Origin of the sequence: Actinotalea caeni, assembly GCF_009733795.1 — a bacterium.
Lineage (GTDB): Bacteria > Actinomycetota > Actinomycetes > Actinomycetales > Beutenbergiaceae > Pseudactinotalea > Pseudactinotalea caeni.
Genome location: NZ_WNXX01000004.1, coordinates 229,576 through 253,676, shown reverse-complemented (window position 1 = coordinate 253,676; position 24,101 = coordinate 229,576). Strand labels below are relative to the sequence as shown.

Genomic DNA, 24,101 nt, shown 5'->3' with positions numbered 1-24,101 from the left:
CTCGAACACCGCCCGAGCCGACGCGCTGGCCCCATGGCTCAAGCACTACAACTACGCTCGAGCCCACACCGCCTGCGGAGGCAAGCCACCGATCAGCCGACTGTCACCAACGTGCTGACCGAGTACAACTAGGCCGCGCCCGCCTCGATCGCGTCGAGGTCGCGCACCGCGTACCGGTGGTGCTCCCACTCCTCCTCGAGGATCGTGCGCAGGCAGGAGAGCACGGTCTCCGGGTAGCGGTCGTCGTGCGGGTTGCGCCGCTCCTCGGCGAGCAGCTCCGGCGTGACGGTGGCGAGGAGGTCCCGCACCATCGCGACCCGCTCCGCCCGCACCGCGAGCACCTCCTCGTAGGTCGGGTCGGTGGTGCTGAAGACCGACGGGTCCTCGTCGCCGCCGCCGAACGAGCTGTCCGGCCGCCCGATCGGGTGGTACGGCTGCGGCTCCTGCAGGATCGCCTTCCTCAGCCACGTGTCCGTGGCCATCACCAGGTGCCGCAGCGTCTCCGCGAACGACCACTCGCCCGCGACCGAGACGTCGACGGTCCCGGCAGGCATCGCGGCCACCCGCGCGCAGGTCGCCTCCCAGGTCCGCTCGACCGCGCGCCACGCCTCGCGCAGGCCGGCCGGGTCGCTCGCGCCCCGCAGCTCGCGCCCGGGGAACCGCCGGTCGAGCTCGGCGTCGACCAGCGGGGTCACGTCGACCCCGTTGACCACGAAGGACGCGCCGCTCTCGATGAGCCACGGGGCGTCGATCTCGACGTCGTCGACCTCCATCGCGCGCATCACGACGCCCGTGAGCGTCACGGCGCGGAACCGGGCACCCCGCAGGTCGACCCCGAGGAACTTCGCGCCCGCCAGGTCGTCGGCGCTGGTGAACGTGGTCATCGTCGACTCCTCCCGTCCGTGACGACGCTAGACCTGGGGGGCGACACGGTCCAGTACGGTCGGGTCACGTGAGTCCGACGATCGTTCTGGTCCACGGGGCCTTCGCCAGCTCGTTCTCCTTCGCGCCGCTGCAGGCGGAGCTCGCCGCGCTCGGGCACCGCTCGCTCGCCGTCGACCTGCCCGGGCACGGGTTCGAGGCGACGTTCCCGACCGCCTACCAGGCGCCGCAAGACCTCGAGCGGCTCGCGACCGCACCGGGCTCGATCGCCGGCGTGACCCTCGCCGACAACGTCGCGCGCGTGATCGAGGTGCTCGAGCGCGTCCGCGAGCACGGTCCGGTCGTGCTCGTCGGGCACAGCCGCGGCGGCCTGACGATCACCGAGGTCGCGAACACCCGCCCCGACCTCGTCGACCGGCTGGTGTACGTCTCGGCCTGGGCGCCGGTCGAGCTGCCGGTCGGCGGCTACTACGCCGAGCCCGAGATGGCGTCGGTGGACATGGCCGCCATCGGCGCCGCGATGGTCGGCGACCCCGCCGCGCTCGGGCTGCTGCGCAGCAACTTCCGCACCGCCGACCCGCAGGTCCTCGCGGGCTTCAAGGCCGTGTTCCTCGCCGACGGCACCGACGAGGAGCTGCTCGCCGTCCTGGCCACCTTCCAGCCCGACGAGAACCTCGACGCCGGCGGCGAGGAGCACCGCGCCCGCGCCGAGACCTGGGGCACCGTCCCACGCACCTACGTGCGCCTCGACGCCGACGCCAGCATGCCGCTCGCCCTGCAGGACCGGCTGATCCGCGAGGCCGACGCGCTCACGCCCGACAACCCCTACGAGGTGCACACGCTGCACTCCAGCCACCTGCTGTGGCTGGTGCGCCCGCAGCCGGCCGCGCGCCTGCTCGCCGAGATCGCCGACCGCACCGCGCGCCGCTAGCCCGCGAACGGCGTCGGGAGCACACCCCGCACGCCCGGCGTCGCGACGAACACCGCGCCGGCGTGCGGGCCTCCCGAGCCGCCCTGGTCGGACGTCGTGACGTAGAGCCGGTCGAGGTCGGGGCCGCCGAAGGTGCAGGCGCTGGTCTGCGTCGCGCCCTCGACCTCGACCCGCTCGAGCTCGCGCCCGCTGCCGGGGTCGACGCAGACGACGGCGCCGTCGCCCCACAGCGCCACCCAGAGGTTGCCCTCGACGTCGATGGTCATGCCGTCCGGCCAGGCGTCGCCGAGGTCGGCGACGACGCGGTGGTCGCGCCACTCGCCGTCGTCGTCGACGTCGTAGCCGCGCACCTGGTGTGTCGGGGTGTCGATGACGTAGGCGGTGCGGCCGTCGGCCGCGTAGACCATGCCGTTCGGCGTCCGCAGGCCGCCCATGACCGCGTCGACCCTGCCGCCGGGCGAGAGCCGGTACAGGACCCCCTCGGGCGAGTCGCCCGCGTAGGTCATCGAGCCGCAGCAGAAGCGGCCCTGCGGGTCGCAGCCGCCGTCGTTCATCCGCAGCCGGTCGGAGCTCCACACCTCGCCGAGGTCCTCGACCGAGCCGTCGGCGTCGACGAGCACGAACGACCGCTCGGCGGCGGCCACCAGCCCGCCCCCGGTGCGCGGGCGGAACGCACCGACGAAGCTGCCGACGCGCACGTCGCCCGTCACCCGACCGTCGTCGTCGAGCGAGCGGATCCGCCCGGCGAACCCGTCGCACACCCGCAGCCCGGCGCCGGGCCACCACACCGGCCCCTCGCCGTGACCGGTCACCACGTCGCTGAACTGCTCGGCTCGCATCGTCGCGCTGCTCCTCGTGTCGGTGGCACCACTGTGCCCGACGACGACGCCGGCCGCACCGGCGACCCGGGGGTCCACGACCGAGAGCACGGGTACGCGGCGCGGGTCTCGTGCAGACTGCCGCGCGTGACCTTCTGGATCTGCGCGACCTGCGCCGTCGAGCACGCCGAGCAGGTGCCGGTGTGCGCGATCTGCGACGACGAGCGGCAGTGGGTGCCCGCCGACGGCCAGCGCTGGACGACGCTCGCCGGGCTGGCGGCGAACGGCACCCGTGTCGAGATCACCGAGCTCGAGCCGGACCTGTACGGGCTGACCACCCAGGAGTCGGTCGGCATCGGTCAGCAGAGCAAGCTGCTCCGGACGCCGGCCGGGAACCTGCTGTGGGACCCGGTCGGGTTCGTCGACGACGACGCCGTCGCCCGCGTGCGCGCGCTCGGTGAGGTCGCGTTCATCGCGGCCTCGCACCCGCACATGTTCGGCGTGCAGGTCGAGTGGAGCCGCGCGCTGGGCGGCGTGCCGGTGCTGGTGTCGGAGGCGGACCTCGAGTGGGTGGCGCGCCCGGACCCGGTGATCGAGCCGTGGTCCGGCGAGCGCGAGGTCCTGCCCGGCGTCACGCTGACGCAGCCCGGCGGGCACTTCCCCGGCAGCGCCGTCGTGCACTGGGCAGCCGGCGCCGACGGTCGCGGCGTGCTGCTGTCGGGCGACACGATCTTCGCGAACCCGGACCGGACCTCGGTGAGCTTCATGCGCAGCTACCCCAACCGGATCCCGCTGTCCGGCGCGGTGGTCGAGCGCATCGCCGAGCACGTCTCGCGGTTCGACTTCGACCGGCTCTACAACAACTTCGAGGGCATCGTCCCCGCCGACGCCCGCGACGTCGTGCGGCGCTCCGCCGCCCGCCACGCCGCCTGGGTGCGCGGCGACTTCGACCACCTCACCTGAGGCGCGTTCCGGCCGGTGGCCGATCGGCGCCTGGCGAGATCGTGCCTCCCTGTCGAGGTCGTGCCGGGCCCGGCACGACCTCGACACGAGCGCACGACCTCGGCCGAGGTGGCCTCGGAGCCTGGACGGCGCGCGGCGCTGCCACGATGGGCGCATGGGTCTGGACGCGCAGGTCGCGGTGGTGGGTCTCGGTGCGATCGGGTCGAGCGCGGCGTGGCAGCTCGCCGCGCGGGGCGCCGACGTCGTCGCGTTCGAGCAGCACGAGCCCGGGCACGACCGGGGCGGGTCGCACGGCGTCACGCGGCTGTTCCGCGTCGCCTGTCTCGAGCACCCGACGCTCGTGCCGATCGCGCGTCGCGCGCGCACGCTGTGGCGCGAGCTGGAGGAGGCGAGCGGGCAGGACCTGCTGCATGCCACCGGCGGGCTGATGATCGGCGAGCCGGGCTCCCGGATCGTCGCCGGCACGCTGCTCGCCGCGCGCACCCACGGCGTACCCGTCGAGGAGATCGACCGCGCCGAGATCGCGCGCCGTTTCCCCGCCCACGCACGGGTCGACGACGGCCAGGTCGGCGTCTGGGACCCCGAGGCCGGGGTGCTGCGGCCCGAGGCCGCGATCCGGGCGGCGGTCGACGCCGCACGGGTCGCCGGCGCGCGGGTCGTCACCGGCACCCGCGTGGTCGCGATCGAGCCCGACGACGACGGCGTCACGGTCCGCACCGCCGACGGCGTCACGCGCGTCGCGCAGGTCGTCGTCACGGCCGGGCCGTGGATCGACCGGTTCGTGCCGCTGCCGCTCGTGCCGCACCGGCAGCTGCTCACGTGGTTCCGTGCCCGCCCCGGTGAGCGAGCCGACCTCGACGTGCTCCCGGTGTTCGTGCGGCGGGTACCCGGGCGCGACACCTGGGTGTGGGGCCACGGCGCGATGCCGGGCGTCTTCGACGTCAAGGTCGGACCCGAGTTCGACGGTCCGGTCGAACGGGTCGACCCCGACGCCGTCGACCGCACGATCCACCCCGGCGAGACCGCCCTCGTCGAGGACCTGGTCGCCGCCACCTTCCCCGCGCTCGCCCCGACCGTGACCGCGGTGACGACCTGCCTCATGACGCACACGCCCGACCAGCAGTTCACGGTCGGGCCGACGCACCACCCGCGCGTGGTCGTCGGCGGCGGCTGCTCGGGCCACTCGTTCAAGCACGCGAGCGCGCTCGGCGAGCTGGTCGCGCAGCACGTGCTCGGCGACCCGCGGTTCGTCGACGACGGCTTCCTCGACCCGCGTCGCTTCGGCTGACGGCCTGCCGGGGCCGCGTCCGGCCTACAGTGGAGCCGTGCCCGACACCGAGGTCCCGATCCGCGACGAGTCGATCCGGCTCGGCCAGCTGCTCAAGCTGGCCGGCGTCGTCGACGACGGCGGCGTCGCCCGCGCGGTGATCGCCGACGGCGGCGTGACCGTCGACGGCGAGGTCGAGACCCGCCGCGGCGCGCAGGTGCGGCCCGGCCAGGTCGTGCGCCTCGGCGAGCACACGATCACGGTGACCACGGGCGGCTGACTCAGCCGAGCGCCTCCAGCACCACCGCCGCCGTCCGCGCCACCAGCTCGTCCGCCCACGGGGCGTCCGGGTCGTTCCTCGTGGTGAGGATCGTCAGCACGATCGGCGCACCGTCGGGCGGCGTGACGACGGCGACGTCGTTGCGCATCGGGCCGGCTCCGCCGGACTTGTCCTGGACCTCCCAGCCCTCCGGGGCGCCGGCGCGCACGAGCGCGTCACCGGTCGCGTTGCCGCTCATCCACGTGAGCAGGAGGTCGCGGTCGGCCTCGGTGAGGTACCCGGGCTCGAGCACCGCGAGGAGGTCGGCCGTGAACGCCGCGGGCGTGGTGGTGTTGGCCTCCTCGCCCGGCACGACGTCGTTGAGCGCCGGCTCGACGTCGACCAGCCGGGTGCTGCGGTCGCCCAGGGCGGCGAGCGCCTCCGTCAGCCCGGCGGGCCCACCGATCCGCTCGAGGACCAGGTTGGTCGCGAGGTTGTCGCTCTCGCGCACCGCGGCCTCCGCCAGCTGCGCCAGCGTGAGCCCGCCGGGGTGCGCGCTCGTCACCGGCGCGTAGCCGGCAGCCGCCACGTCGGCATCGGTCCAGGTCACGTGCTCCTCCCGCTCGGCGGGCGGCACCCGGCGCAGCAGCTCGGCGACGGCGAAGACCTTGATCGTGGAGGCGAACCCGAAGCGCTCCTGCGCGCGGTGCTCGACGACGGCCCCGGTCCCGGTGTCCAGCGCGCTCACGCCCACCCGGGCGTCGAGCTCCTCCTCGAGAGCGCCGAGCTCGGCCGAGACGTCGATCGCCGGCGGCGCGTCGGACGTCGTCCCGGCCGACGGCGCGGCGCTCGCCGGTGCGCTCGTGGCCCCGGTGGTCGTCGGGCTCGGCGGGTCCGCCGCCGGTGCTGCGCAGCCCGCTAGCATCAGGCCCAGCACGAGCGCAGCGACCGCGCGAGCGCGCACGGCGGGTCTCGTCATCGTCACGACCTCTCGTCGTCGGCGGGGACGGGGCGGCCACCGGTCGCAGGAAGTTCGTCAAACCGCTCCCTTGTGGACGCCTCGCCACCGTACGGTAAGGATGTCGTGACAAAGGACGGCCCGCAGGGACGCTGCCCGACCGCGTCCCCAGCGTCGTCACGGACCCGTTGGGGGATTGCCATGCACGCACGTTCGCGCCGGCTCGCAGCCGGGATCGCCTCGCTCACCGCGCTCGGCCTGGTCGCCGCGTGCGGCTCCGGAGGAGACGACGGCGGGGGCGGGGGCGACGGCGACGCCGTCACCCTGACGATCACCGCCAACGCGATCTCCGGCGGCAAGAACGCCGCCGAGGCGGACTGGATCCGCGACTGGGTGATCCCGCGGTTCGAGGCCGCCCAGGCCGAGGCCGGCCGCGACGTCACCGTCGAGTTCCTCGAGGAGGGCGTCGACGACGAGGACTACAAGACCAAGATCGTCCTCGACCTGCAGGCCGGCGAGGGCGCCGACATCATCGGCATCGACGGCATCTGGGTCGGGGAGTTCGCGGAGGCCGGGTACATCGCCCCGCTGTCGGAGGTCGCCGGCGACGCCGTCGACGCCTGGGACGGCTGGGAGCAGATGCCGGAGGCGGTGCAGTCCGCGATGTCGTTCGAGGGCGAGCGCTACGGCGTCCCGCAGGGCGCCGACGGCCGGGTGCTCTACTACAACAAGGAGCTGTTCGCCCAGGCGGGGCTGCCCGAGGACTGGCAGCCGACCAGCTGGGACGAGATCCTCGAGACCGCGCGCACGCTGTCCTCGCTCGACGGCGTCATCCCGCTCCAGATCAACGCCGGCACCGCGATGGGCGAGGCGACGACGATGCAGGGTGTGCTGCCGCTGCTCGTGGGCACCGGCACCGAGGTCTGGTCCGACGGCGCCTGGAACGGCGACACCCAGGGCCTGCGGGACGTGCTCGAGCTCTACGCCACGATCTACGGCGAGGGCCTCGGCGACCCGGTGCTGCAGCAGGAGGCCGCCGGGCGCGACAACTCCTTCGCCCAGTTCGCCGCCGGCGAGATCGGCATCCTGCTGGAGGGCGACTACTTCTGGCGGTCGGTCATCAACCCCGACGAGAACGTCGGCACCGCGCCGATGGCGAACCGTGACGAGGTCGTCGGCTACGCGCTCATCCCGGCGCAGACCCCCGGCAGCGGTGTCCAGGGCCGCGACTTCGTGTCGATGGGCGGCGGCACCGGTCGCGTGCTCAACCCCGGCTCGGACAACCCCGAGCTCGCGTGGGAGCTGCTGGCGTTCATGAACTCGGCCGAGGCCTACACCGAGCGGGTGGCGGGCACCGTGTCGATCACGCCCCGTGACGACGTCAACGCCGAGGTGCTCGCGAGCGACCCGATGCTGACCTTCGTCAGCGAGAACGTGCTCCCGATCAACAGCTACCGGCCGGGTCTGGCCGCGTACCCGCAGGTCTCGGTCGCACTGCAGGAGGCGACCGCCGCCGTCGTCGACGGCACTCCGCCGGCCGACGCCGCGGCCGCGTTCGAGCAGGCGCTGATCGGGATCGTCGGCGAGGAGAACGTGGCCACCGGTGACGGCTGAGCCCGCCGAGCAGGTCCTCGCGGGCGGCGGTCCGGGCCGCCGCCCGCGGCGCGCTCGGCGCGGCGCCGCCGAGGACGTCGCCGGGCTGGGCTTCCTCGGCGCCGGCGCGTTCGTGGCGCCGGCGCTCGCGCTCATCGGCCTGTTCCTCGTGTTCCCGGCGCTGTGGACGATCTACCTCGGCATGACCGACTACCGCCTCACCGGGCTGCAGGCGGTCGACCCCACCTTCGTCGGTCTCGACAACTACGAGCGGATCCTCGGCGACCCCTCGTTCTGGCGCTCGCTGCGGCTCACGCTGGTGTTCGTGCTGCTCTCGGGCATCGTCGGGCAGTCGCTGCTCGGCTTCGCGATCGCGTGGGCGCTGCGGCGGCTCTCGGGCTGGCTCAAGGGGATCGTCGAGACGCTCGTGCTCGCGGCGTGGGTGATCCCGGCGTCGGTCTCGTCGTTCCTGTGGATCGCGCTGCTCGACCGGCGCGGCGGCACGCTCAACGCGCTGCTCGGCACCGAGGGGACGGCGTGGCTGATCGAGCACCCGATGCCCTCGATCATCATCTTCAACATCTGGGTGGGGACCGCGTTCTCGATGCTGCTGTTCTCCTCCGCGCTCGCCGCGGTGCCGCCCTCGCAGCTGGAGAGCGCGCGGATGGCCGGCGCGGGCGGCTGGGCACAGCTGCGCGACGTCGTCATCCCGAACATCCGCGGCCACATCCTCACGAACACGCTGCTCATCACGCTGTGGACGTTCAACACGTTCACGCCCTACCTCGTCACGGCGGGCGGGCCGAACGGCGCCTCGGAGATCCTCGCGGTCTACATCTACAACACCGCGATCCCGGGCGGTCAGCTCGGGGTCGGCGCCGCGATCTCGCTCATCATGCTGCTCATCAACCTCGTCATCGCGCTCGGGTACCTGCGGGTGGGCCGCGCCCGCGCGGCACGGCCGGCCGAGGCGACTGCCGTCGAGACGGCGGGCGGGGGTGAGACGGCATGACGACGTCCGGCACCCCCGAGGCCGCCACCCGAGCCGACAGGCCCGCGCCGCTGCCGGCGCGGGTCGCGCGCGCCCCCCGCGCGCGGCACTTCGTCTCCCGCGTGCTCACCGTGCTGGGGCTCGCGCTGCTGCTGGTGTTCTTCGGGCTGCCGCTGGCGTGGCTGGCGACGGCGCCCTTCACCTCCGCCCCCACGCTCGCCGTCGGCTGGCCCGACTGGACCCTCGACAACTTCGCGCGGATCGGCGAGAACCGGTACGCCGTCGGCTCGTTCGTGAACTCGGCGATCATCGGGTTCGGGACCTGCGCCGTCGTGCTCGTGCTCGGCGCGTTCGCCTCCTACGCGCTGTCACGCGTGCGGATCCCCGGCCGGGACGGGCTGCTCTACGCGCTGCTGCTGCTGTCCTCGATCGTCACCGGCACCGCGGCGATGGTGCCGACGTTCCAGCTGATCACGCTGCTGGGCCTCATCGACACCCACCTGGCGGTCGTGCTCGTCATCTCCGGCGGCACCCTGCCCACCGTGATCTTCATCCTCAAGGACTTCATGGACTCGATCCCGCGGTCCTACGAGGAGTCCGCCCGCCTCTACGGGGCGAAGCCGTGGCAGATCCTGCGCGACGTCGTCGTGCCGATCGCTCGGCCGGGGCTGGCGTTCGTCGCGGTGTGGACGCTCGTGCAGGTGTGGGGCAACTTCCTCGTGCCGTACCTGCTGATCCGCCGCACCCAGCAGCAGCCCGCCGCGGTGCTGATGTACACCTTCTACACCGAGGCCGGGCAGGCGGACCTGCGGCTGCTGTCGGCGTTCGCGCTGATCTTCTCCGTCCCGATCATCGTCATGTACTTCCTCGTCAACCGCCGGTACGGGTTCCGGTTCCACGGAGGGATCAAGAGCTGATGGCCGCCATCACCACGCAGGCGCTCGTGAAGGAGTACCCCGGCGGCGTCCGGGGTGTCGACGGCGTCGACGTCACGATCGCCGACGGCGAGTTCTTCGCGCTGCTCGGCCCCTCCGGCTGCGGCAAGACCACCCTGCTGCGCTCGATCGCCGGCCTGGAGACGATCACCGAGGGCACGCTGATCATCGGCGACCGCGACGTCACCCGGCTCGAGCCCGGCCAGCGCGGCGTGGCGATGGTGTTCCAGGACTACGCGCTGTTCCCGCACATGGACGTCGCCGACAACATCGCCTACCCGCTGAAGATCCGGCGCGAGCCCCGCGGGGCGCGGCGCGCGGTCGCCAAGGAGGTGGGTGACGGGCTGTCGCTCACCGGGCTGCTGGAGCGCCGGCCGGGCCAGCTCTCGGGCGGCCAGCAGCAGCGCGTCGCGCTCGCCCGCGCGGTCGCCACCCGGCCCGAGGTGCTGCTGCTCGACGAGCCGCTGTCCAACCTCGACGCCCGGCTGCGGCTGGAGGCGCGCACGTTCCTCAAGGAGCTGCAGCGCGAGCTCGGCGTCACGACCGTCTTCGTCACCCACGACCAGGCCGAGGCGCTCGCGCTCGCCGACCGCATCGCCGTCATGCGCGAGGGAAAGCTGCAGCAGGTGGGCACGCCGCGCGAGGTGTTCGCGACACCGGCGACGACGTTCGTCGCGGGGTTCATCGGGTCCACCCCGATGAACCTGCTGCCGGCCCGGGTCGAGGGCGGCCGGGTGCGGCTGGGCGAGGCCAGCGTGCCGGTGCCGCGCGACGCCGAGGGCATCGTGGCCGACGGCGCCGAGGTCGTGTGGGGCGCCCGCCCCGAGTACCTGGGCTGGAGCACCGAGCCGGGCGCCGAGGGCATCGAGGCCGAGGTGACGGTCGTGGAGAACCTGGGCGCCTCGGTGCTGGTCACCACGCACGCGGGCGAGCACCGGCTGCAGCTGGTGCTCGACGAGGACGACGAGCCGGCGCCCGGGGCGCGTGGCTGGGTGACGGCGCGGGCCCACCGCACGCTGCTCTTCGACGCGGCGTCCGGACGGCGCATCGCGCCCGAGTCCGCCGAGGACGACGGCGGAACCGTCGCGGGCGAGGGCCGCCCGGTCGAGGCCGGGGCGTGACCCGGGTCCTCCGCCGGCGGCTCACGCTGTCCGACCAGGCGGAGCAGCGGTACCTGCGGGTGCCGTTCGACGTGCTGCCCGGGCAGACGTCGCTCGAGGTGCGGATCGACTACGACGCCGGGGCCGCCGTCGTCGACCTCGGCTGCGAGGCGCCGCAGGGGTGGCGCGGCTGGTCCGGCGGCGCGCGGACGCGGTTCGCGATCACCCCCGACGCCGCGACCCCCGGCTACCTGCCCGGCGCCACGGAACCCGGCACCTGGCACGTCGTGCTCGGGCTGCACCAGGTGCCGGCCGAGGGCGTGGACCTGGTCGTCGAGATCGACGTGCCGGCGGCCGGGCCGGTCGAGACCGAGCCGCTCGCTCCCGTGCGGGAGACGAGGCGCGGCTCCACGCGGGCCCTACCGGCACCGGGCGGGCTCACGTGGTTCGCGGGCGACTTCCACGCGCACACGCTGCACTCCGACGGCGCCGAGAGCATCGACCAGCTCGCCGCGCGGGCGGTGGCCAGCGGGCTGGACTTCCTCGCCGTCACCGACCACAACACCACCAGCCACCACGCCCACCTGCCCGGCGTCGGCGCCCGGCACGCGGTGAGCCTGCTGCCCGGCCAGGAGGTCACGACCGCGTACGGGCACGCGAACGCGTTCGGCGACATCGGGTGGATCGACTTCCGCCGTCCCGGGCAGGCGTGGGTCGACGACGTCGCCTCGCGCGGCGGCGTGATGTCGGTCAACCACCCGGTCGAGCGCGACTGCGCGTGGCAGTTCCCGCTGGAGCGGCTGCCCGCGGCGCTGGAGCTGTGGCACATCTCCTGGTACCGCGACCTCACCGACACGATCCCGTGGGCGGTGCTCGGCATGTGGGAGCGCGACGCGAACGCGGCCGCAGCGGTGACCCCGATCGGCGGCAGCGACTTCCACCGGCCCGACGGCGGCTACACGCTCGGGATGCCGACGACGTGGGTGTGCGCCGAGAGCACGGCGCCCGATGCGGTGCTCGACGCCGTCCGCGCCGGCCGCACCGCGATCTCCGTCGGTGCCTACCGGGGCCCGGACGGACCTGTGGTCGACCCGCTCACGAGCCCGGTGCTGCTGCGGCCCGACGGCTCGCGCGCCGACGACGGCGAGCTGCTCGCGATCGGCGCCGACGGTGCCGTGCTGTGCGACGCCGACGGGCGCCGGCGCGTGCTCGACGGCGACCGGGTCGCGGTGCCGGCGTCGTGGGGGCGCGGCCCGTTCCACGTGGTCGACGGGCAGCGGCGCGTGCTCGCCCTCACCGCCTGACGTCGACCCACTTCTGCCCCCTCAAGCACTTTCAACCCACTTCTGCCCCCTGAAGCACTTTCAACCCACTTCTGCCCCCTCAAGCACTCTCAACCCACTTCTGCCCTGCGCTCCGCGTCGCTCAGGGCGGACGCGGGCTCAAAGCTCATGGGGGGCAGAAGTGGGTTGAAACCTGGTTGGGGGCGGACGTGGGTTGACACCGGTCAGCCCTTGATGCCGCCCGTGATCGCGAAGCCCGAGCCGAGGCGGCGGCCGAGCGCCAGGTAGAGCGCGACCACCGGCAGCGAGTAGACGATCGAGAACGCCGCGAGCTGGCCGTAGGCGATCTGCCCGTACTGGCTGGAGAAGGTGTAGAGGCTGACCGCGGCGGGCAGCTTCTCCGGCGACAGCAGCAGCATGAACGGGACGAAGAAGTTCCCCCACATCGTCACGAACGTGAAGATCGTGACGACCGCGATGCCCGGTCGCATCAGCGGCAGCACGATCGACCACAGGGTCCGCAGCATGGTGGCGCCCTCGGTCCAGGCGCTCTCCTCGAGCTCGATCGGCACTCCGTCCATGAAGGTCTTGGTGAGGAACATCGCGTGCGGCAGCGACGACGCGGCGAGGAACAGGATCGCCCCGGGCATCGAGTCGATGAGGTTGACCTGCACGAACAGCGCGTACACCGGGATCATCACGGCGGTGATCGGGAGCCCGGTCGCGAAGATGATCGTCAGCAGGAACGGCCGCTTGAAGCGAGACCGGTAGCGCGACAGCGGATAGGCCGCGAGCGCCGAGCACACCATCGTGACGACGGTGCCCCGCCGCACAGGACGAGCGAGTTGAGCAGCGGCCGGAAGGTGGTCTGCACCGTCGCGATCTCGGAGAAGTTCTGCAGCGACGGCGGCGAGGGCACCTTGACGGCGAGCGACGCCTCCGGGTCGAGGGAGGCGAGCACCACCCACAGCAGCGGGATCGCGAACAGCGCGCTGACGAGCAGCAGCGCGACGTTCGAGAGCACCTTCCCGAGCCGCTGCGCGGCACCGGGCCCGCGGTCCGGGTGGAGCTCGGAGACCGGGGTGTGCCGGGTGGTGACCGGCTGGGTGGTGGCGGCCGCGGTCACGACTTCTCCTCCTCGGGCAGCATCTTCAGGTAAGCGAGCGAGGCGAGCCCGCCGATGACGAGCAGCAGCAGCGCGACGGCGGTGCCGTAGCCGAGCTGGCCGTAGCTGAAGGCCTGCTCGTACATGTACAGCGGCAGCGTCTGGCTCGACGTGCCCGGCCCACCCGCCGTCATGATGAAGATCAGGCCGAACACCGACAGCGTCTGCAGCGTGATCAGCATGAGGTTGGTCGCGACCGAGCGGCGGATGATCGGCAGCGTCACCGAGACGAACTTCCGCACCCGGCCGGCGCCGTCCATGAGCGCGGCCTCCTCGATCTCTGGCGAGACCTGCGAGAGCGCCGCAGTGTAGATGAGCATCGAGAACGCGGCGCCGCGCCACACGTTGGCGAACGACACGGCGAGGATCGGCACCGAGAACAGCCAGTCCTGCGCGGGGAGCCCGATCGAGGTGAGCACCTGGTTGAGCGATCCCTCGTCGCCGAGGAACGTGTACCAGAGGTAGGCGGCGACCACCTCGGGCAGGATCCACGCGCCGATGACGACCGCCCCGGTGAGCGTGCTGACGACCTTGGTGGCACGACGCATGAGGAGCGCCAGCAGCATGCCGAGGACGTTCTGCCCGATGACCGCCGAGAGCACCGTGAACAGCAGGGTCAGCCCGACGGCGTTCCAGAAGTCGTCGGAGCCGAACGCCTGCGCGAAGTTGTCGACGCCGACGAACGCCGTCTCGCTCGCGCCCTCGCCGCGCAGCGCACGGTTGGTGAAGGCGAGGTAGAGGCTGTAGACGATCGGGCCCGCCATGAACGCCAGCAGCAGCACGACGGCGGGGACCAGGGGCACGCCGCGGCGCACGGTGCGCGCGGTCGGCGCGCGACGCGGCCCGTCGTCGGTGCCGGTGGCGGCGTCGGGTCGGGTCGGGGTGGCGGCGGCTGCGGCGGTCATCCGGCGTCCTCCACGGCGTCCTCGCCCACGATGGCGACGACGTCCTCGTCGTAGGTGGCCTGCGCCTCCTCCACGGTGCCCTGCCCGGTCATCACCGTCTCCATCGCGGCCTGGATGGCGGCGGAGACCTGCGGGTAGGGGGCGTAGGCGGGGCGGTACGTGGCGTGCGGCACGAGGTCGGTAAAGAACCCGACCGAGGGCGAGTAGTCGACGTAGTCCTCGTGGGTCGCGACGTCCTCGCGGATGGCGATCTGGTTGTCCGCGAGCGCGATCGCGACCATGTTCTCGACGTCGAGCATCTGCTGGACGAGCTCCCAGGCGAGGTCGGTGCGACGGGACAGCCGCGGCAGCGCCCAGGACCAGCCGCCGGCGAGCGTGACGAAACCGGGGTCCTGGCCCTCCTGCGTGGGCATGGTCGCGAGCTGCATGACGTCGGGCCACTCCGGCCACTCGGCCGGCGCCCCCTCGATCCAGTTCTGGCTGATCCAGCTGCCGTCGAGGTTGACGGCGAGCCGACCCTCCGGCAGCCAGGTGCTGTAGACGGTCTCCGACAGGTTGGGGTCGAGCGCGTCGCTGATCCGCGGTGCGAGCCCCTCCTCGAACACGGTCCGGAGGAGCTCGAGGGAGTCCCTGAAGCCCTTCGACCCGATCTGCCAGCGCCCGGACTCCTCGTCGTAGAGCCCGTCCTCGGTGCCGTAGAGCAACATCTCGAACCCCTGCATCGACGCCTTCTCGCCCTGCGGCTTGCCCGAGAAGATGTTGAACGGGATGACGTCCTCGCCGAGCGCCGACCTCAGCTCGCGCAGCGTCTCGAGCAGCTCCTCCCAGGTGCGCGGCTGCCACGGCAGCTCGATCCCGGCCTCCTCGAACAGGCCTGCGTGGTACCAGAGCGCCCGGGTGTCGGTGTGGGTCGGGACGGCGTAGATCTCGCCGTCGTCGGCCGTGACGGCCTCGCGGCCGGGCTCGAAGATCTGCTCCCAGGTCTCCCAGCCCTCGACCAGGTCGGTGATGGGGCGCAGGTACCCGGCCTCGACATCGGCCTGCAGGATGAAGGTGTCCTCGTAGACGATGTCGGGCGCGGTGCGCTCCGACGACATCATCAGCTCGTTCTTCGTGAAGTAGTCGTGCTCGGCGGCGACGATCGGGACCAGCTCGACGACGACGTCCGGCCGGCTCTGCGAGAACTGCTGGATCACCGAGGTCAGGTAGGTCTCCATGACCGTGCCCGAGCCGAACTGCTGGTAGGCGATCCGCAGCCGCTTGTCGTCACCGCCCCCGGCAGCGCACGCGCCGAGCGGCAGCGCGATCGCGGCGCCGCCCACGAACCGCAGCATCGTGCGGCGGTCGAGCAGCGGCTGCGCTCTGTGTGATCCGTCCTTCGGTGGCACCGGCACCCCCTCGTCTCGGTCGACGGCAGCGACGGTAGGCAGGACGTGACGGTTCATCCACGGGGTTGACACGCGGTGGCTGCGGACGCTAGCCGTGCGCGTCGGTGCCCGAGCCCCGTGCGCGGGTACGCACCCGAGCAGACGCGGTCCCGTGCCGATCGGTGGCCGCGTCCCGGTGGTGGGCGCTAGCGTGGTCGCCACCGATCGGACGGAGGGCGATGAGCGACACCGCAACCGAGAAGCGACGAGGAGCGTTCTCCTCGCGGGCCGTGTTCATCATGGCCGCGATCGGCTCCGCCGTCGGGCTCGGCAACATCTGGCGCTTCCCGTACGTCGCCTACGAGGGCGGTGGCGGCGCGTTCGTCATCCCCTACATCGTCGCGCTGCTCGTGGCGGGCCTGCCGTTCCTGCTGATGGACTACGCGCTCGGGCACCGCTTCCGCGGCTCGGCTCCGCTGGCGTTCGCGCGGCTGCGGCGCTGGGCGGAGGGCATCGGCTGGTGGCAGGTCGCGATCTGCGTCGCGATCGCGGTCTACTACGCCGCCGTCATCGCGTGGTCGGTCCGCTACACGGGGTTCTCGCTGAGCAAGGCGTGGGGGGACGACCCCGAGACGTTCCTCATGGAGGACTTCCTGCAGCGCTCGCCCGGGGTGTCCTTCGACATCGTGCCGGGCGTGCTGGTGCCACTGGCGCTCGTGTGGCTGGTGACGATCGCGATCATGGCGCTCGGGGTGCAGCGCGGCGTCGGGCGCACCGCCGCGATCTTCATCCCGGTGCTGCTGCTGGCCTTCACCGCGCTGGTCGTGCAGGCGCTGCTGCTGCCCGGTGCCGCCACCGGCCTCGACGCGCTGTTCACGCCGAACTGGGCCGCGCTGACCGAGCCGGCCGTGTGGGGGTCGGCGCTCGGCCAGATCTTCTTCTCGCTGTCGGTCGGCTTCGGCATCATGATCACCTACAGCTCCTACGTCGGCCGCAAGAACGACATGACAGGCTCCGGGCTCGTCGTCGGCCTCTCGAACTCCGGTTTCGAGCTGCTCGCCGGCATCGGCGTGTTCGCGGCCCTCGGCTTCCTCGCGCAGGCCAACGACGTCGCGGTCACCGAGGTGGTCGCCAGCGGCATCGGGTTGGCGTTCGTGGTGTTCCCGACCATCATCAGCGAGGCGCCTGCCGGCTCTCTGCTCGGTGTGCTGTTCTTCGGCTCGCTGGTGCTGGCCGGCATCACGTCGCTGGTGAGCATCCTCGAGGTGGTGATCTCCGCCGTCCGCGACAAGTTCGAGCTCACCCGGGTCCGCGCGACGCTGCTGGTGACGGTGCCGGCCGCCGTCGTCAGCCTGGCGTTCTTCTCGACCTCGAGCGGGCTGAGCGTGCTCGACATCGTCGACCACTTCGTCAACCAGTACGGGATCCTGCTCGTGGCGGTCGTGAGCACGCTCGCCGTCGCGTGGGGGGCGCGGGCGCTGCCGACGCTGTCGGCCCACCTCAACAAGCACGGCTCGCTGCGCCTGGGGCGCTGGTGGCACGTGCTCGTGGGCATCGTGATCCCGGTGGCGCTCACGTACGTGCTGGTGCAGCAGCTGCTGCTCGACCTGCGTGAGCCGTACGAGGGCTACCCGACGTGGATGCTGGCCGTGTTCGGCTGGGGCGTCGCGATCGTGGCGCTGGTGTTCGGGCTGATCGCGGGCCGCACCCGGTGGCGGGCGGGCACCGAGGTCGACGGCTACGACCCGGAGCGTGTCCCGGAGGAGGCGGCATGAGCACGGCAGCGATCGTCATGATGGTCATCGCGATGCTGATCATCTGGGGCGGCCTGGTGGCCGCGATCATCAACCTGCGCCACCACACGGGCAAGGACGGCGAGATCGAGGACGCGCAGGAGCCGCCCGGCTACCGCGACCTCTGAGGCTCGCTCGGCGTGCTCGCGGCGGACGGTGGACCCGAGCCGTGCGACGCGTCGTCGCGCCGCTGCTGCTGGCACTATGTGCGGGTGAAGTTCCTCTCGATCCAGTCCTCGGTCGCCTACGGGCACGTCGGCAACTCGGCGGCGGTGTTCCCGCTGCAGCGGCTGGGCCACGAGGTGTGGCCGGTGTTCACGGTCGTGTTCTCCAACCACACCGGGTACGGCTCCTGGCGGGGCCCGCTGCTGCCGCCGGACGACGTCCGCGACATCGTGACGGGCATCGAGGAGCGCGGCGCGCTCGGCAAGGTCGACGCCGTGCTGTCCGGGTACCTCGGTGGTGAGGGGATCGTCGACGTCGTCGTCGACGCGGTGCAGCGGGTCAAGGCCGCCAACCCGGCGGCGACCTACACGTGCGACCCGGTGATGGGCAACGCCCGGTCCGGCTGCTTCGTGCCGGACGCGATCCCGCCGCTCATCCGCGAGCGGGTGATCCCGCACGCCGACATCATCTCGCCCAACCAGTTCGAGCTGGGCTTCCTCACCCGCACGGAGCCGGACACCCTGGAGTCCACGCTCGCCTCGGTCGACCTCGCCCGCGACATGGGCCCGCGTACCGTGCTCGTCACCAGCGTCGAGCGGCCGGACCGACCGGAGGGCACGATCGAGATGCTCGCCGTCGACGACGAAGGCGCCTGGCTAGTGCAGACGCCGTACCTGCCCTTCAAGGCCAACGGCTCCGGCGACGTCACCAGCGCGCTGTTCACCGCGCACTACCGGACCACCGGCTCGGCCGCCCAGGCGCTGGCCGCCACGGCGTCCAGCGTCTTCGACCTGCTGACGACGACGTACTCCTCCGGCGAGCGCGAGCTCCAGCTCGTCGAGTCGCAGGAGTACTACGCCCACCCGCGCATGCAGTTCGAGGTCCAGCAGGTCCGCTGAGGCCCCCGCCGGGGTGCGAGGTCCCGCCTCCGTGGCCCCGGCCGCTGGCCGCGAGCTCGTACCTCCGTGCCGAGCTCGTACGGTGCACGCTACGAGCTGGGTTCGAGCGTACGAGTTGGTGAGGTCGGAGCGTGGGTGGAGCTGGCGGGGTCGGTGGCGCTTCCCTGCCCCTGGCCGCGAACTCGTAGCTCCGTGCCGATCTCGTAGCGTGCACCGTACGAGATCGGCACGGAGCTACGAGTTGGCGGGGTGGCGGGCGCGGGCTCTCGCGCCCACGGGGGCGGTCAGGCGCGCTCGGGGGTCCAGCCGGTCGCCGTCGCCCAGAGCTCGGCGGCGTCCATGACGAGGTCGCACACCGGGTCCTTGACGTCGTAGTAGGCCTCGACGTCGTCGGGGTGCAGGCGGGCGAGGGCCACCTTGATCTGGGCATAGGCCTCGGCAGCCGACGGCGTGGCGCGCAGGTAGTCGCGGAACAGCAGCGCGTACCGCTGGTTGGGCAGGCCTGCCTGGCGCACGTGCAGGTGCGTCGGCCGCCACGACGACGGCGGCCGGAAGTAGCGCTTGCGCCAGCGCGCCGGGTCGGGGTCGCCGCCGGGCCGCACGTGGTCGGCGGTGATGTCGGTCGGCGTCGCACCGAGGGCCGCGAACGCCGAGGCGATGCGCGGGTCGTCGAGGTCGGCCACGGTGACCTGCACGTCGATGACGTCCTTCGCCGCGAGCCCGGGCACGGCCGTGGAACCGATGTGGTCGACGCGGGTCGCGACGCCGTCGAGCGCGCTGCCCAACGACGCGGCGATCCCGTCGAACTGCTCCGGCCACGTCGGGTCGTAGGGCTGGATCTCGATCCGGGTCGGCGGCATGGGCGTGATGATGGCACGATGCGCGACACCGTCGGCACGCGACCTCCGAGGTGCGGGACGCCGTCGGCGGCGGGCGCGCGGGACGTCCTAGGGTCGGTGCGTGACGTCGACACCTCCGAGCCCGGCGCCGCCCGGCGCACCTCCGCTGCCGCCTGAGGAGTTCCGCCGCTGGTACGGCGGCTGGGCACCGCTGGACCCGACGACGATCGCGGGTTTCCTCGACGGCTTCGACCGGCCGTGGTGGGTCGTGGGCGGCTGGGCGCTCGAGCGGTTCACCGGTGTGCGGCGGCGGCACGAGGACATGGACATCTCGATCGACGCCGCGGACGCCGAGGCGCTGCGCGTGTTCCTCGCGGAGCGCGGGTGGACGACGTGGAACGTCGACAGCGGCTGGCTGCGCCCCTTCGACCACCGGTTCCGCGACGTCCGCCCGAGCAGCAACATCTGGGTACGCGCCGACGCGCAGTCGCCGTGGGTGCTCGACGTCCCGCTCACGCCGTTCGTCGACGGGCTGTGGACGAACAAGAAGGCGCCGGGGCAGTCGATGCCGCTGGACGAGGCCACCTGGGTCGCCGACGACGGCCTGCGCTACCTCAACCCCGAGATCGTGCTCTTCATGAAGGCCGCGCAGACGAGGTCGCAGGACGTGCAGGACGCCGCGACCGCGCTGCCGCTCCTCGACGCGCGGCGCCGGGCGTGGCTGCGGGACACGATCGCTCGGGTCGCGCCCTCCCACCCGTGGACGCGCCTGGACTGACCCGTTCGGCCGACGGCGTCAGACGAGCGTGTCGCCGAGGTACCCATCCGGCCCGCACCCGGGCAGGATCGCGAAGATCGCGCTCCCAGTGTGCTGGATGAACCGGTTGAGGGCGTCCTGCTCGGCCAGCCGACGCTGGGCCGCGACGAACTGGTGGTCGGGGTCGTTGCCGTAGGCGCAGAACAGCAGCCCGGTGTCGAGACCGGCGTGCCCGCCGTGGGTGTGCGGCTCCTCGTCCGGCCCGTGGTCGTGGTCGTCGACGCCGCCGGTCGGGTCGGGCTGCCCGCCGGCCGTGGCGAGCGTGAAGCCGTAGTCGTAGCTGTAGCCGCGTCGCAGCATCGGGAACCCGGCGGCGCGGCGCACGTGCGCGTCGGCCGCGATGACGGGCTCGCCGGAGCCGTCGGTGGCGTCGAGGTCGGGGGCGTCGTGCTCGGCCTTCCCGGTGAGGGGTGCACCGTCGGCGCGCCGCCGGCCGATGACGGCGTCCTGCTCGGCGAGCGGGGTGAGGTCCCAGGTCGCGGTCTTCATCCGGATCTTGCGGAACACCAGGTAGGTGCCGCCGGCGAACCAGGCGGGCTCGTCGGGCAGCGCCCACACGGTGGTGTCGAACCGGTCGGTGCCCGGGGTCGGGTTGGTGGTGCCGTCGGGGTGCCCGAACAGGTTTCGGGGCGTGCCACCGCCGCTCGGCAGGCCGACGAAGCCGTGCTGGGTCCAGCGCAGCGTCGCCAGGCCCGGCACCCGGCCGCGGAGGATGCGGAACGCGTGGCTGACGACCTGGGGGTCGTCGGCGCAGATCTGCACGAGCAGGTCGCCGCCGCTGCAGCGCGGGTCGAGCAGGTCGCCGTCGAACGCCGGGAGCGGGCGCAGCCGGCGGGGCACCCGGTCGGCCAGGTCGTACCGCTCGAGCACCCCGGGGCCGAGGCCGACGGTCATGGTGAGGCGGGCGGGCGAGAGACCGGTGGCGACGTCGGTGCTGGTGGACAGCCCTTCGGGACGGTCGGGCATCTCCGGCGGCGGGCCACCGCCGGTGAGAGCGCGGATCGTCGCGGTGAGGTCGACGAGCAGGTCGCGCAGCGTGCTCGCCGTCAGGATGGAGAGGTCGAACGTCGCGAACGTCGCGTACCGCTGCAGCGGGGTGTCGATCCCCGCCTGGTGCGTCCCGTGCCAGGGGACGACGTCGTCGTCCGCCCTGGCGGTGGACCGGTCCGGGCCGGTGACGGCGACCGCGGCGGCGGCGCCCGCGAGCGCCGCCCCTCCCCCGGTGGCGACGCCCGCGCCGAGCAGCGCGCGCCGCGAGAGCGTGACGGTCGAGGAGCTGGTGGTCGGTGGCACGCCGCGATGGTACGGACGACGCCGGTCGCCGGCATCCGCCGTCAGGCGTCAGTCGGTGTCGCTCCTGGGCGACATACGGCGTGGTGTCCGCGCGGCCCGGCCCACGGTCGGCGATGTCAGCGCACGCCCGCGAGCGCCTCGCCCAGCGGGGTGCGCGTGTGGAGCACGCGCACGCCCTCGCGGCGGCTGTCGACCAGCCCGGCGTCGCGCAGCACCGTGAGGTGGTGGGAGGCGGTCGACACCGCGACGTCGGCGAGGCGCGCGCACTCCGAGGTCGTCAGCGGCTGCTGCAGCTCCAGCACCAGCCGGGCACGGACGTGGCCGAGCAGCGCACCGAGCGCCTCGAGCGCGTCCGCGCCGTCGCGGTACCAGGTCTCGGAGACGCCGTGGGCGGGGTAGAAGATCGTCGGCTGCGCGGGTGGCTCGGTGAGCACCGCGCAGCCGCGGGTCGGCATCATCACCGACGGCACCAGCACGAGACCCGTGCCGCCGCAGTCGACGACCTCCTCGTGCCGTCGCATCTGCACGCGTACCACCTCGTCGCCCCAGGTCACGGTGCTGTGCAGACCGGCGGCCATGTGCGCCAGACCCGCGTCGCTGCTGCGGCGCGCCCGCACGGCGATGTCCGCGCGCAGCAGGCGCAGCAGCTGCGGCCACACCGGCGCGAGCAGCTCCTCCCAGGTCCGCCACCAGGCGTCGGCGATCGCGGCCCGGGCCCGACGGGGGTGCGCGAGGAGGTCACGGAGCTCCCGCTGATGTGCGCCGGTGGAGCGCACCACCCGCTTCTGCAGGTCGAGCCGCAGCTGCTCGTCGGGCACCTCGTGCAGCCGTGCCAGCTCGTCCTCCGGCGTCATGTCACCCGACGGCGTCGACGTGAGGAAGTCGGGCATGCCGAGACCTTCACCGTCCTCGAGGGCGAGGTGACGATCGTCGTCGGCGACGACGATCGTCGCGCGAGCCGGCGACACCGCCGTCGCGCCCGCGAACACCTGGCACCGCTTCAGCAACTCCGGCGACGGCGTCTTGCGGATCGTCTGCATCCACGCCTCGCCCGTCATGATCCAGGAGTGGGCCGAGGAGTCCTGAGCACGCCGGCCCCATCTCGCGCGGGCCGCGGCCCTCAGGCCCAGCGCGCGGCGACGGCGTCGGCCCGGGACCTCCCCAGCTCGTAGCCGGCCCGCGCCGCGGCGGGTCGCAGCGAGACGTCCATCGCGTTGGCGCCGAGCAGGTGCGCGGAGTCGTCCGGCGGGAGGATCGTGACCACGCGGCTGCCGGCGGCGCGGAGCTCGGCCACCTGCGCCGTGAGGTGCGTGCCCCAGGCGGCCGGCGTGAGCGCACGGCCGCCGAGCGGCGACAGCACCAGGACCCGTTCGCAGCCGCGAGCCAGGTCGGCGTTGTCGGCGTTGCAGCGGTAGCCGCCGTCGACGTACCAGCGGTCGCCGATGCGGAAGGGCAGCCCTCCGGCGCAGCTCGCCGCGACGGCGTCGACCAGGCTCACCCCGCTGTCGCGGTCGAGCTCCACCGGCTCCCCGGTGGCCGCGTCGACCGCGGTGATCAGGACCCGGCGGTCAGGCCAGTCCAGCCCCTGCAGCCGGGCGGCGACGATGCCGCGCCACCGGTCCTGCCACGAGCCGTCCGACGCCACCAGCATCTCCAGCGCCGCCGCACCCGATCGCCGGCGGTAGTCCGGCAGGTCGACCGATGCCTCGATCACGGCACGCAGCCGGTCGAGGTGATCGGAGGTCAACCCACCCTGAGGCCGTTGCGGTGGCGGCTGCTCGCCGAGGATCGACGCGTACCGCTCGGCCGGAGCGCCCCCGACGAGGTGCGCGGCCGCCGTCGACCCGGCGGAGGTGCCGATGGTGAGGTCGGCGGTGGTGACGTCGGTGCCGGCCTCGGCCAGGCCCGCGGCCACGCCCACGAGCCAGGCGTTCCCGGTGGACCCGCCCCCGCCGAGCACGAGGGCGCGTCCGCTCGTCGTCTGCATCGTGCCAGTCTCACCACCGGGGTCACGGTGATACCCGGGCTCGAGGCGTCACATCTTCGCGTAGCGGGCGCGGGCGAAGGAGTAGAGGCCGTAGGCAGCGAGCCCGAGCGCGACGAGCAGCAGCAGCACGCTGCCCAGCGGCTGGTCGCGCAGCGTCTTGAGCGCGGCGTCGAGGCCGGTCGGCTGGTCAGGGTTCGCCTGGACGGCCGCGACGACGAACAGCACACCCACGACGGCCAGCGCGATGCCCTTGGCGGCGTAGCCGACGGTCCCGAGGACCCGTACGGCGCGGCCGACCTGGCCGCCACCCGCGCCTCGCAGGTCCTCGAGGAACGTCTGCGTGACGCCCTTGACGACGTGGTAGCCGCCGACGCCGATCACCCCCAGCCCGACGAGCCCGACGAGCACCCGCCCCGCGGGGGCGGACAGCAGCGTGCCGGTCACTCCGGAGGCGCCGTCGCCCCCACCGCTGCCGCTGACCACGCGGAAGGCGGTGACCGCGAGCGCGCCGTAGACCACGGCCTTGCCGCCGGCCTTGGCGCGCTCGACGAGCCGGTCGCGGCCGGACTGGCCTCGCGGCAGCACCGCCGTGACGACGTGCCGGAGCGCGAGCGCCGCGAACCCGACCGCGCAGACCCACAGCAGCACGCTGCCTCCGGTCGCCGAGCCGAGCTGCTCCAGGGCGCCCTGCTCGTCGGCCTCGCCGGAGGAGCCGAGCGCGACCTGGGCGGCGATCAACGCGATGAGCAGGTGGACCACGCCGCTCGCGGCGAAGCCGATCCTCGCGACCCGCTCGAAGGTGTCGCTGCTGCGTGCCCGGCGCGCCATGCCGCCTGCGTCTGTGCTCATCCGCTGATCTCACCAGACCCGAGCCCGGCCGCTGGCAGGATC

24 protein-coding genes and 2 pseudogenes are annotated in these 24,101 nt (G+C 73.1%); 15 read left to right on the top strand and 11 right to left on the bottom strand.

The annotated features are described in order from the left end of the window. Positions 1 to 118: pseudogene (locus GPA02_RS05760) on the top strand (IS481 family transposase); the annotation flags it as partial. Between the two features lie 10 nt (positions 119 to 128). Here the strand turns inward: GPA02_RS05760 and GPA02_RS05755 are convergent. Next, complete coding sequence (locus GPA02_RS05755) at positions 129 to 884, bottom strand: DinB family protein (protein WP_156198934.1); 756 nt, start codon at positions 882 to 884, stop codon at positions 129 to 131. Between the two features lie 68 nt (positions 885 to 952). Here GPA02_RS05755 and GPA02_RS05750 point away from each other — a divergent pair, with 68 nt between their 5' ends. After that, positions 953 to 1,813 carry an alpha/beta hydrolase gene (locus GPA02_RS05750; protein ID WP_156198933.1) on the top strand — a complete coding sequence of 287 codons (861 nt, stop codon included), beginning with the start codon at positions 953 to 955 and terminating at the stop codon, positions 1,811 to 1,813. Here GPA02_RS05750 and GPA02_RS05745 read toward each other — a convergent pair. Then, a complete protein-coding gene (locus GPA02_RS05745; protein WP_156198932.1) occupies positions 1,810 to 2,652 on the bottom strand; it encodes an SMP-30/gluconolactonase/LRE family protein in 843 nt (280 codons plus the stop codon). The genes GPA02_RS05750 and GPA02_RS05745 overlap by 4 nt on opposite strands. A 126-nt stretch (positions 2,653 to 2,778) precedes the next feature. On the opposite strand from GPA02_RS05745, the gene GPA02_RS05740 reads away from it, so the two are divergent. The 3 genes from GPA02_RS05740 to GPA02_RS05730 all read left to right on the top strand — a co-directional run bounded on the left by GPA02_RS05740 (position 2,779) and on the right by GPA02_RS05730 (position 5,141). Further along, on the top strand, positions 2,779 to 3,594 hold the full coding sequence (locus GPA02_RS05740) for an MBL fold metallo-hydrolase (protein WP_156198931.1): 816 nt from the start codon (positions 2,779 to 2,781) through the stop codon (positions 3,592 to 3,594). Positions 3,595 to 3,748: 154 nt separating this feature from the next. Beyond that, complete coding sequence (solA, locus tag GPA02_RS05735; RefSeq protein ID WP_156198930.1) at positions 3,749 to 4,882, top strand: N-methyl-L-tryptophan oxidase; 1,134 nt, start codon at positions 3,749 to 3,751, stop codon at positions 4,880 to 4,882. Positions 4,883 to 4,919: 37 nt separating this feature from the next. Beyond that, a complete protein-coding gene (locus GPA02_RS05730) occupies positions 4,920 to 5,141 on the top strand; it encodes an RNA-binding S4 domain-containing protein (protein ID WP_156198929.1) in 222 nt (73 codons plus the stop codon). 1 nt (position 5,142) lies between these two features. Here GPA02_RS05730 and bla read toward each other — a convergent pair whose 3' ends face one another. Then, on the bottom strand, positions 5,143 to 6,099 hold the full coding sequence (gene bla / locus GPA02_RS05725) for a class A beta-lactamase (RefSeq protein ID WP_156198928.1): 957 nt from the start codon (positions 6,097 to 6,099) through the stop codon (positions 5,143 to 5,145). 180 nt (positions 6,100 to 6,279) lie between these two features. Between bla and GPA02_RS05720 the strand changes: the two genes are divergently transcribed. The 5 genes from GPA02_RS05720 to GPA02_RS05700 are packed head-to-tail and all read left to right on the top strand — an operon-like array spanning position 6,280 to position 12,001. Next, the gene (locus GPA02_RS05720) at positions 6,280 to 7,692 is read left to right on the top strand and encodes an extracellular solute-binding protein (RefSeq protein WP_156198927.1); all 1,413 of its coding nucleotides are present in this window, start codon (positions 6,280 to 6,282) and stop codon (positions 7,690 to 7,692) included. Then, on the top strand, positions 7,682 to 8,683 hold the full coding sequence (locus GPA02_RS05715) for a carbohydrate ABC transporter permease (RefSeq protein ID WP_156198926.1): 1,002 nt from the start codon (positions 7,682 to 7,684) through the stop codon (positions 8,681 to 8,683). Before GPA02_RS05720 ends, GPA02_RS05715 begins: the two co-directional genes overlap by 11 nt. Beyond that, on the top strand, positions 8,680 to 9,579 hold the full coding sequence (locus GPA02_RS05710; protein WP_156198925.1) for a carbohydrate ABC transporter permease: 900 nt from the start codon (positions 8,680 to 8,682) through the stop codon (positions 9,577 to 9,579). Before GPA02_RS05715 ends, GPA02_RS05710 begins: the two co-directional genes overlap by 4 nt. After that, on the top strand, positions 9,579 to 10,718 hold the full coding sequence (locus GPA02_RS05705) for an ABC transporter ATP-binding protein (protein WP_156198924.1): 1,140 nt from the start codon (positions 9,579 to 9,581) through the stop codon (positions 10,716 to 10,718). Before GPA02_RS05710 ends, GPA02_RS05705 begins: the two co-directional genes overlap by 1 nt. After that, the gene (locus GPA02_RS05700; RefSeq protein WP_156198923.1) at positions 10,715 to 12,001 is read left to right on the top strand and encodes a CehA/McbA family metallohydrolase; all 1,287 of its coding nucleotides are present in this window, start codon (positions 10,715 to 10,717) and stop codon (positions 11,999 to 12,001) included. The genes GPA02_RS05705 and GPA02_RS05700 overlap by 4 nt, the downstream gene beginning before the upstream one ends. Positions 12,002 to 12,204: 203 nt before the next feature. Here GPA02_RS05700 and GPA02_RS05695 read toward each other — a convergent pair. The 3 genes and pseudogenes from GPA02_RS05695 to GPA02_RS05685 all read right to left on the bottom strand — a co-directional run bounded on the left by GPA02_RS05695 (position 12,205) and on the right by GPA02_RS05685 (position 15,438). Further along, positions 12,205 to 13,106, bottom strand: a pseudogene (locus GPA02_RS05695) (carbohydrate ABC transporter permease). Then, positions 13,103 to 14,050, bottom strand: coding sequence for a carbohydrate ABC transporter permease (locus GPA02_RS05690; RefSeq protein WP_156198922.1), 948 nt, complete (start codon positions 14,048 to 14,050; stop codon positions 13,103 to 13,105). The pseudogene GPA02_RS05695 and the gene GPA02_RS05690 overlap by 4 nt, the downstream one beginning before the upstream one ends. Beyond that, the gene (locus GPA02_RS05685) at positions 14,047 to 15,438 is read right to left on the bottom strand and encodes an extracellular solute-binding protein (RefSeq protein ID WP_240133905.1); all 1,392 of its coding nucleotides are present in this window, start codon (positions 15,436 to 15,438) and stop codon (positions 14,047 to 14,049) included. The genes GPA02_RS05690 and GPA02_RS05685 overlap by 4 nt, the downstream gene beginning before the upstream one ends. A 218-nt stretch (positions 15,439 to 15,656) precedes the next feature. On the opposite strand from GPA02_RS05685, the gene GPA02_RS05680 reads away from it, so the two are divergent. The 3 genes from GPA02_RS05680 (at position 15,657) to pdxY (ending at position 18,274) form a co-directional block, all read left to right on the top strand. Next, positions 15,657 to 17,192: a sodium-dependent transporter gene (locus GPA02_RS05680; RefSeq protein WP_156198921.1), complete on the top strand. Its 1,536-nt coding sequence runs from the start codon at positions 15,657 to 15,659 to the stop codon at positions 17,190 to 17,192. Continuing rightward, positions 17,189 to 17,338 carry a methionine/alanine import family NSS transporter small subunit gene (locus GPA02_RS05675; protein WP_156198920.1) on the top strand — a complete coding sequence of 50 codons (150 nt, stop codon included), beginning with the start codon at positions 17,189 to 17,191 and terminating at the stop codon, positions 17,336 to 17,338. Before GPA02_RS05680 ends, GPA02_RS05675 begins: the two co-directional genes overlap by 4 nt. Before the next feature lie 84 nt (positions 17,339 to 17,422). Beyond that, positions 17,423 to 18,274 carry a pyridoxal kinase PdxY gene (gene pdxY / locus GPA02_RS05670; protein ID WP_156198919.1) on the top strand — a complete coding sequence of 284 codons (852 nt, stop codon included), beginning with the start codon at positions 17,423 to 17,425 and terminating at the stop codon, positions 18,272 to 18,274. Between the two features lie 284 nt (positions 18,275 to 18,558). On the opposite strand, the gene GPA02_RS05665 is transcribed toward pdxY, so the two are convergent. Then, positions 18,559 to 19,134, bottom strand: a complete 576-nt coding sequence (locus tag GPA02_RS05665) for a GrpB family protein (RefSeq protein WP_156198918.1) — start codon at positions 19,132 to 19,134, stop codon at positions 18,559 to 18,561. 100 nt (positions 19,135 to 19,234) lie between these two features. On the opposite strand from GPA02_RS05665, the gene GPA02_RS05660 reads away from it, so the two are divergent. Continuing rightward, positions 19,235 to 19,891 (top strand): nucleotidyltransferase domain-containing protein, encoded by a 657-nt coding sequence (locus GPA02_RS05660; RefSeq protein ID WP_156198917.1) that lies wholly within the window; start codon positions 19,235 to 19,237, stop codon positions 19,889 to 19,891. An 18-nt stretch (positions 19,892 to 19,909) separates the two neighbouring features. On the opposite strand, the gene GPA02_RS05655 is transcribed toward GPA02_RS05660, so the two are convergent. Next, positions 19,910 to 21,223, bottom strand: coding sequence for a Dyp-type peroxidase (locus GPA02_RS05655; protein WP_204986507.1), 1,314 nt, complete (start codon positions 21,221 to 21,223; stop codon positions 19,910 to 19,912). A 116-nt stretch (positions 21,224 to 21,339) separates the two neighbouring features. Then, positions 21,340 to 21,678 carry an ArsR/SmtB family transcription factor gene (locus GPA02_RS19585; protein ID WP_420809353.1) on the bottom strand — a complete coding sequence of 113 codons (339 nt, stop codon included), beginning with the start codon at positions 21,676 to 21,678 and terminating at the stop codon, positions 21,340 to 21,342. 490 nt (positions 21,679 to 22,168) lie between these two features. On the opposite strand from GPA02_RS19585, the gene GPA02_RS19580 reads away from it, so the two are divergent. After that, the gene (locus tag GPA02_RS19580) at positions 22,169 to 22,309 is read left to right on the top strand and encodes a cupin domain-containing protein (RefSeq protein WP_420809352.1); all 141 of its coding nucleotides are present in this window, start codon (positions 22,169 to 22,171) and stop codon (positions 22,307 to 22,309) included. Positions 22,310 to 22,343: 34 nt separating this feature from the next. Here GPA02_RS19580 and GPA02_RS05640 read toward each other — a convergent pair whose 3' ends face one another. Both GPA02_RS05640 and GPA02_RS05635 read right to left on the bottom strand, forming a co-directional pair. Next, positions 22,344 to 23,210, bottom strand: coding sequence for a patatin-like phospholipase family protein (locus tag GPA02_RS05640; RefSeq protein ID WP_156198915.1), 867 nt, complete (start codon positions 23,208 to 23,210; stop codon positions 22,344 to 22,346). 48 nt (positions 23,211 to 23,258) lie between these two features. Next, positions 23,259 to 24,059 carry a DUF1206 domain-containing protein gene (locus GPA02_RS05635; protein WP_240133903.1) on the bottom strand — a complete coding sequence of 267 codons (801 nt, stop codon included), beginning with the start codon at positions 24,057 to 24,059 and terminating at the stop codon, positions 23,259 to 23,261. Between the last annotated feature and the right edge of the window lie 42 nt (positions 24,060 to 24,101).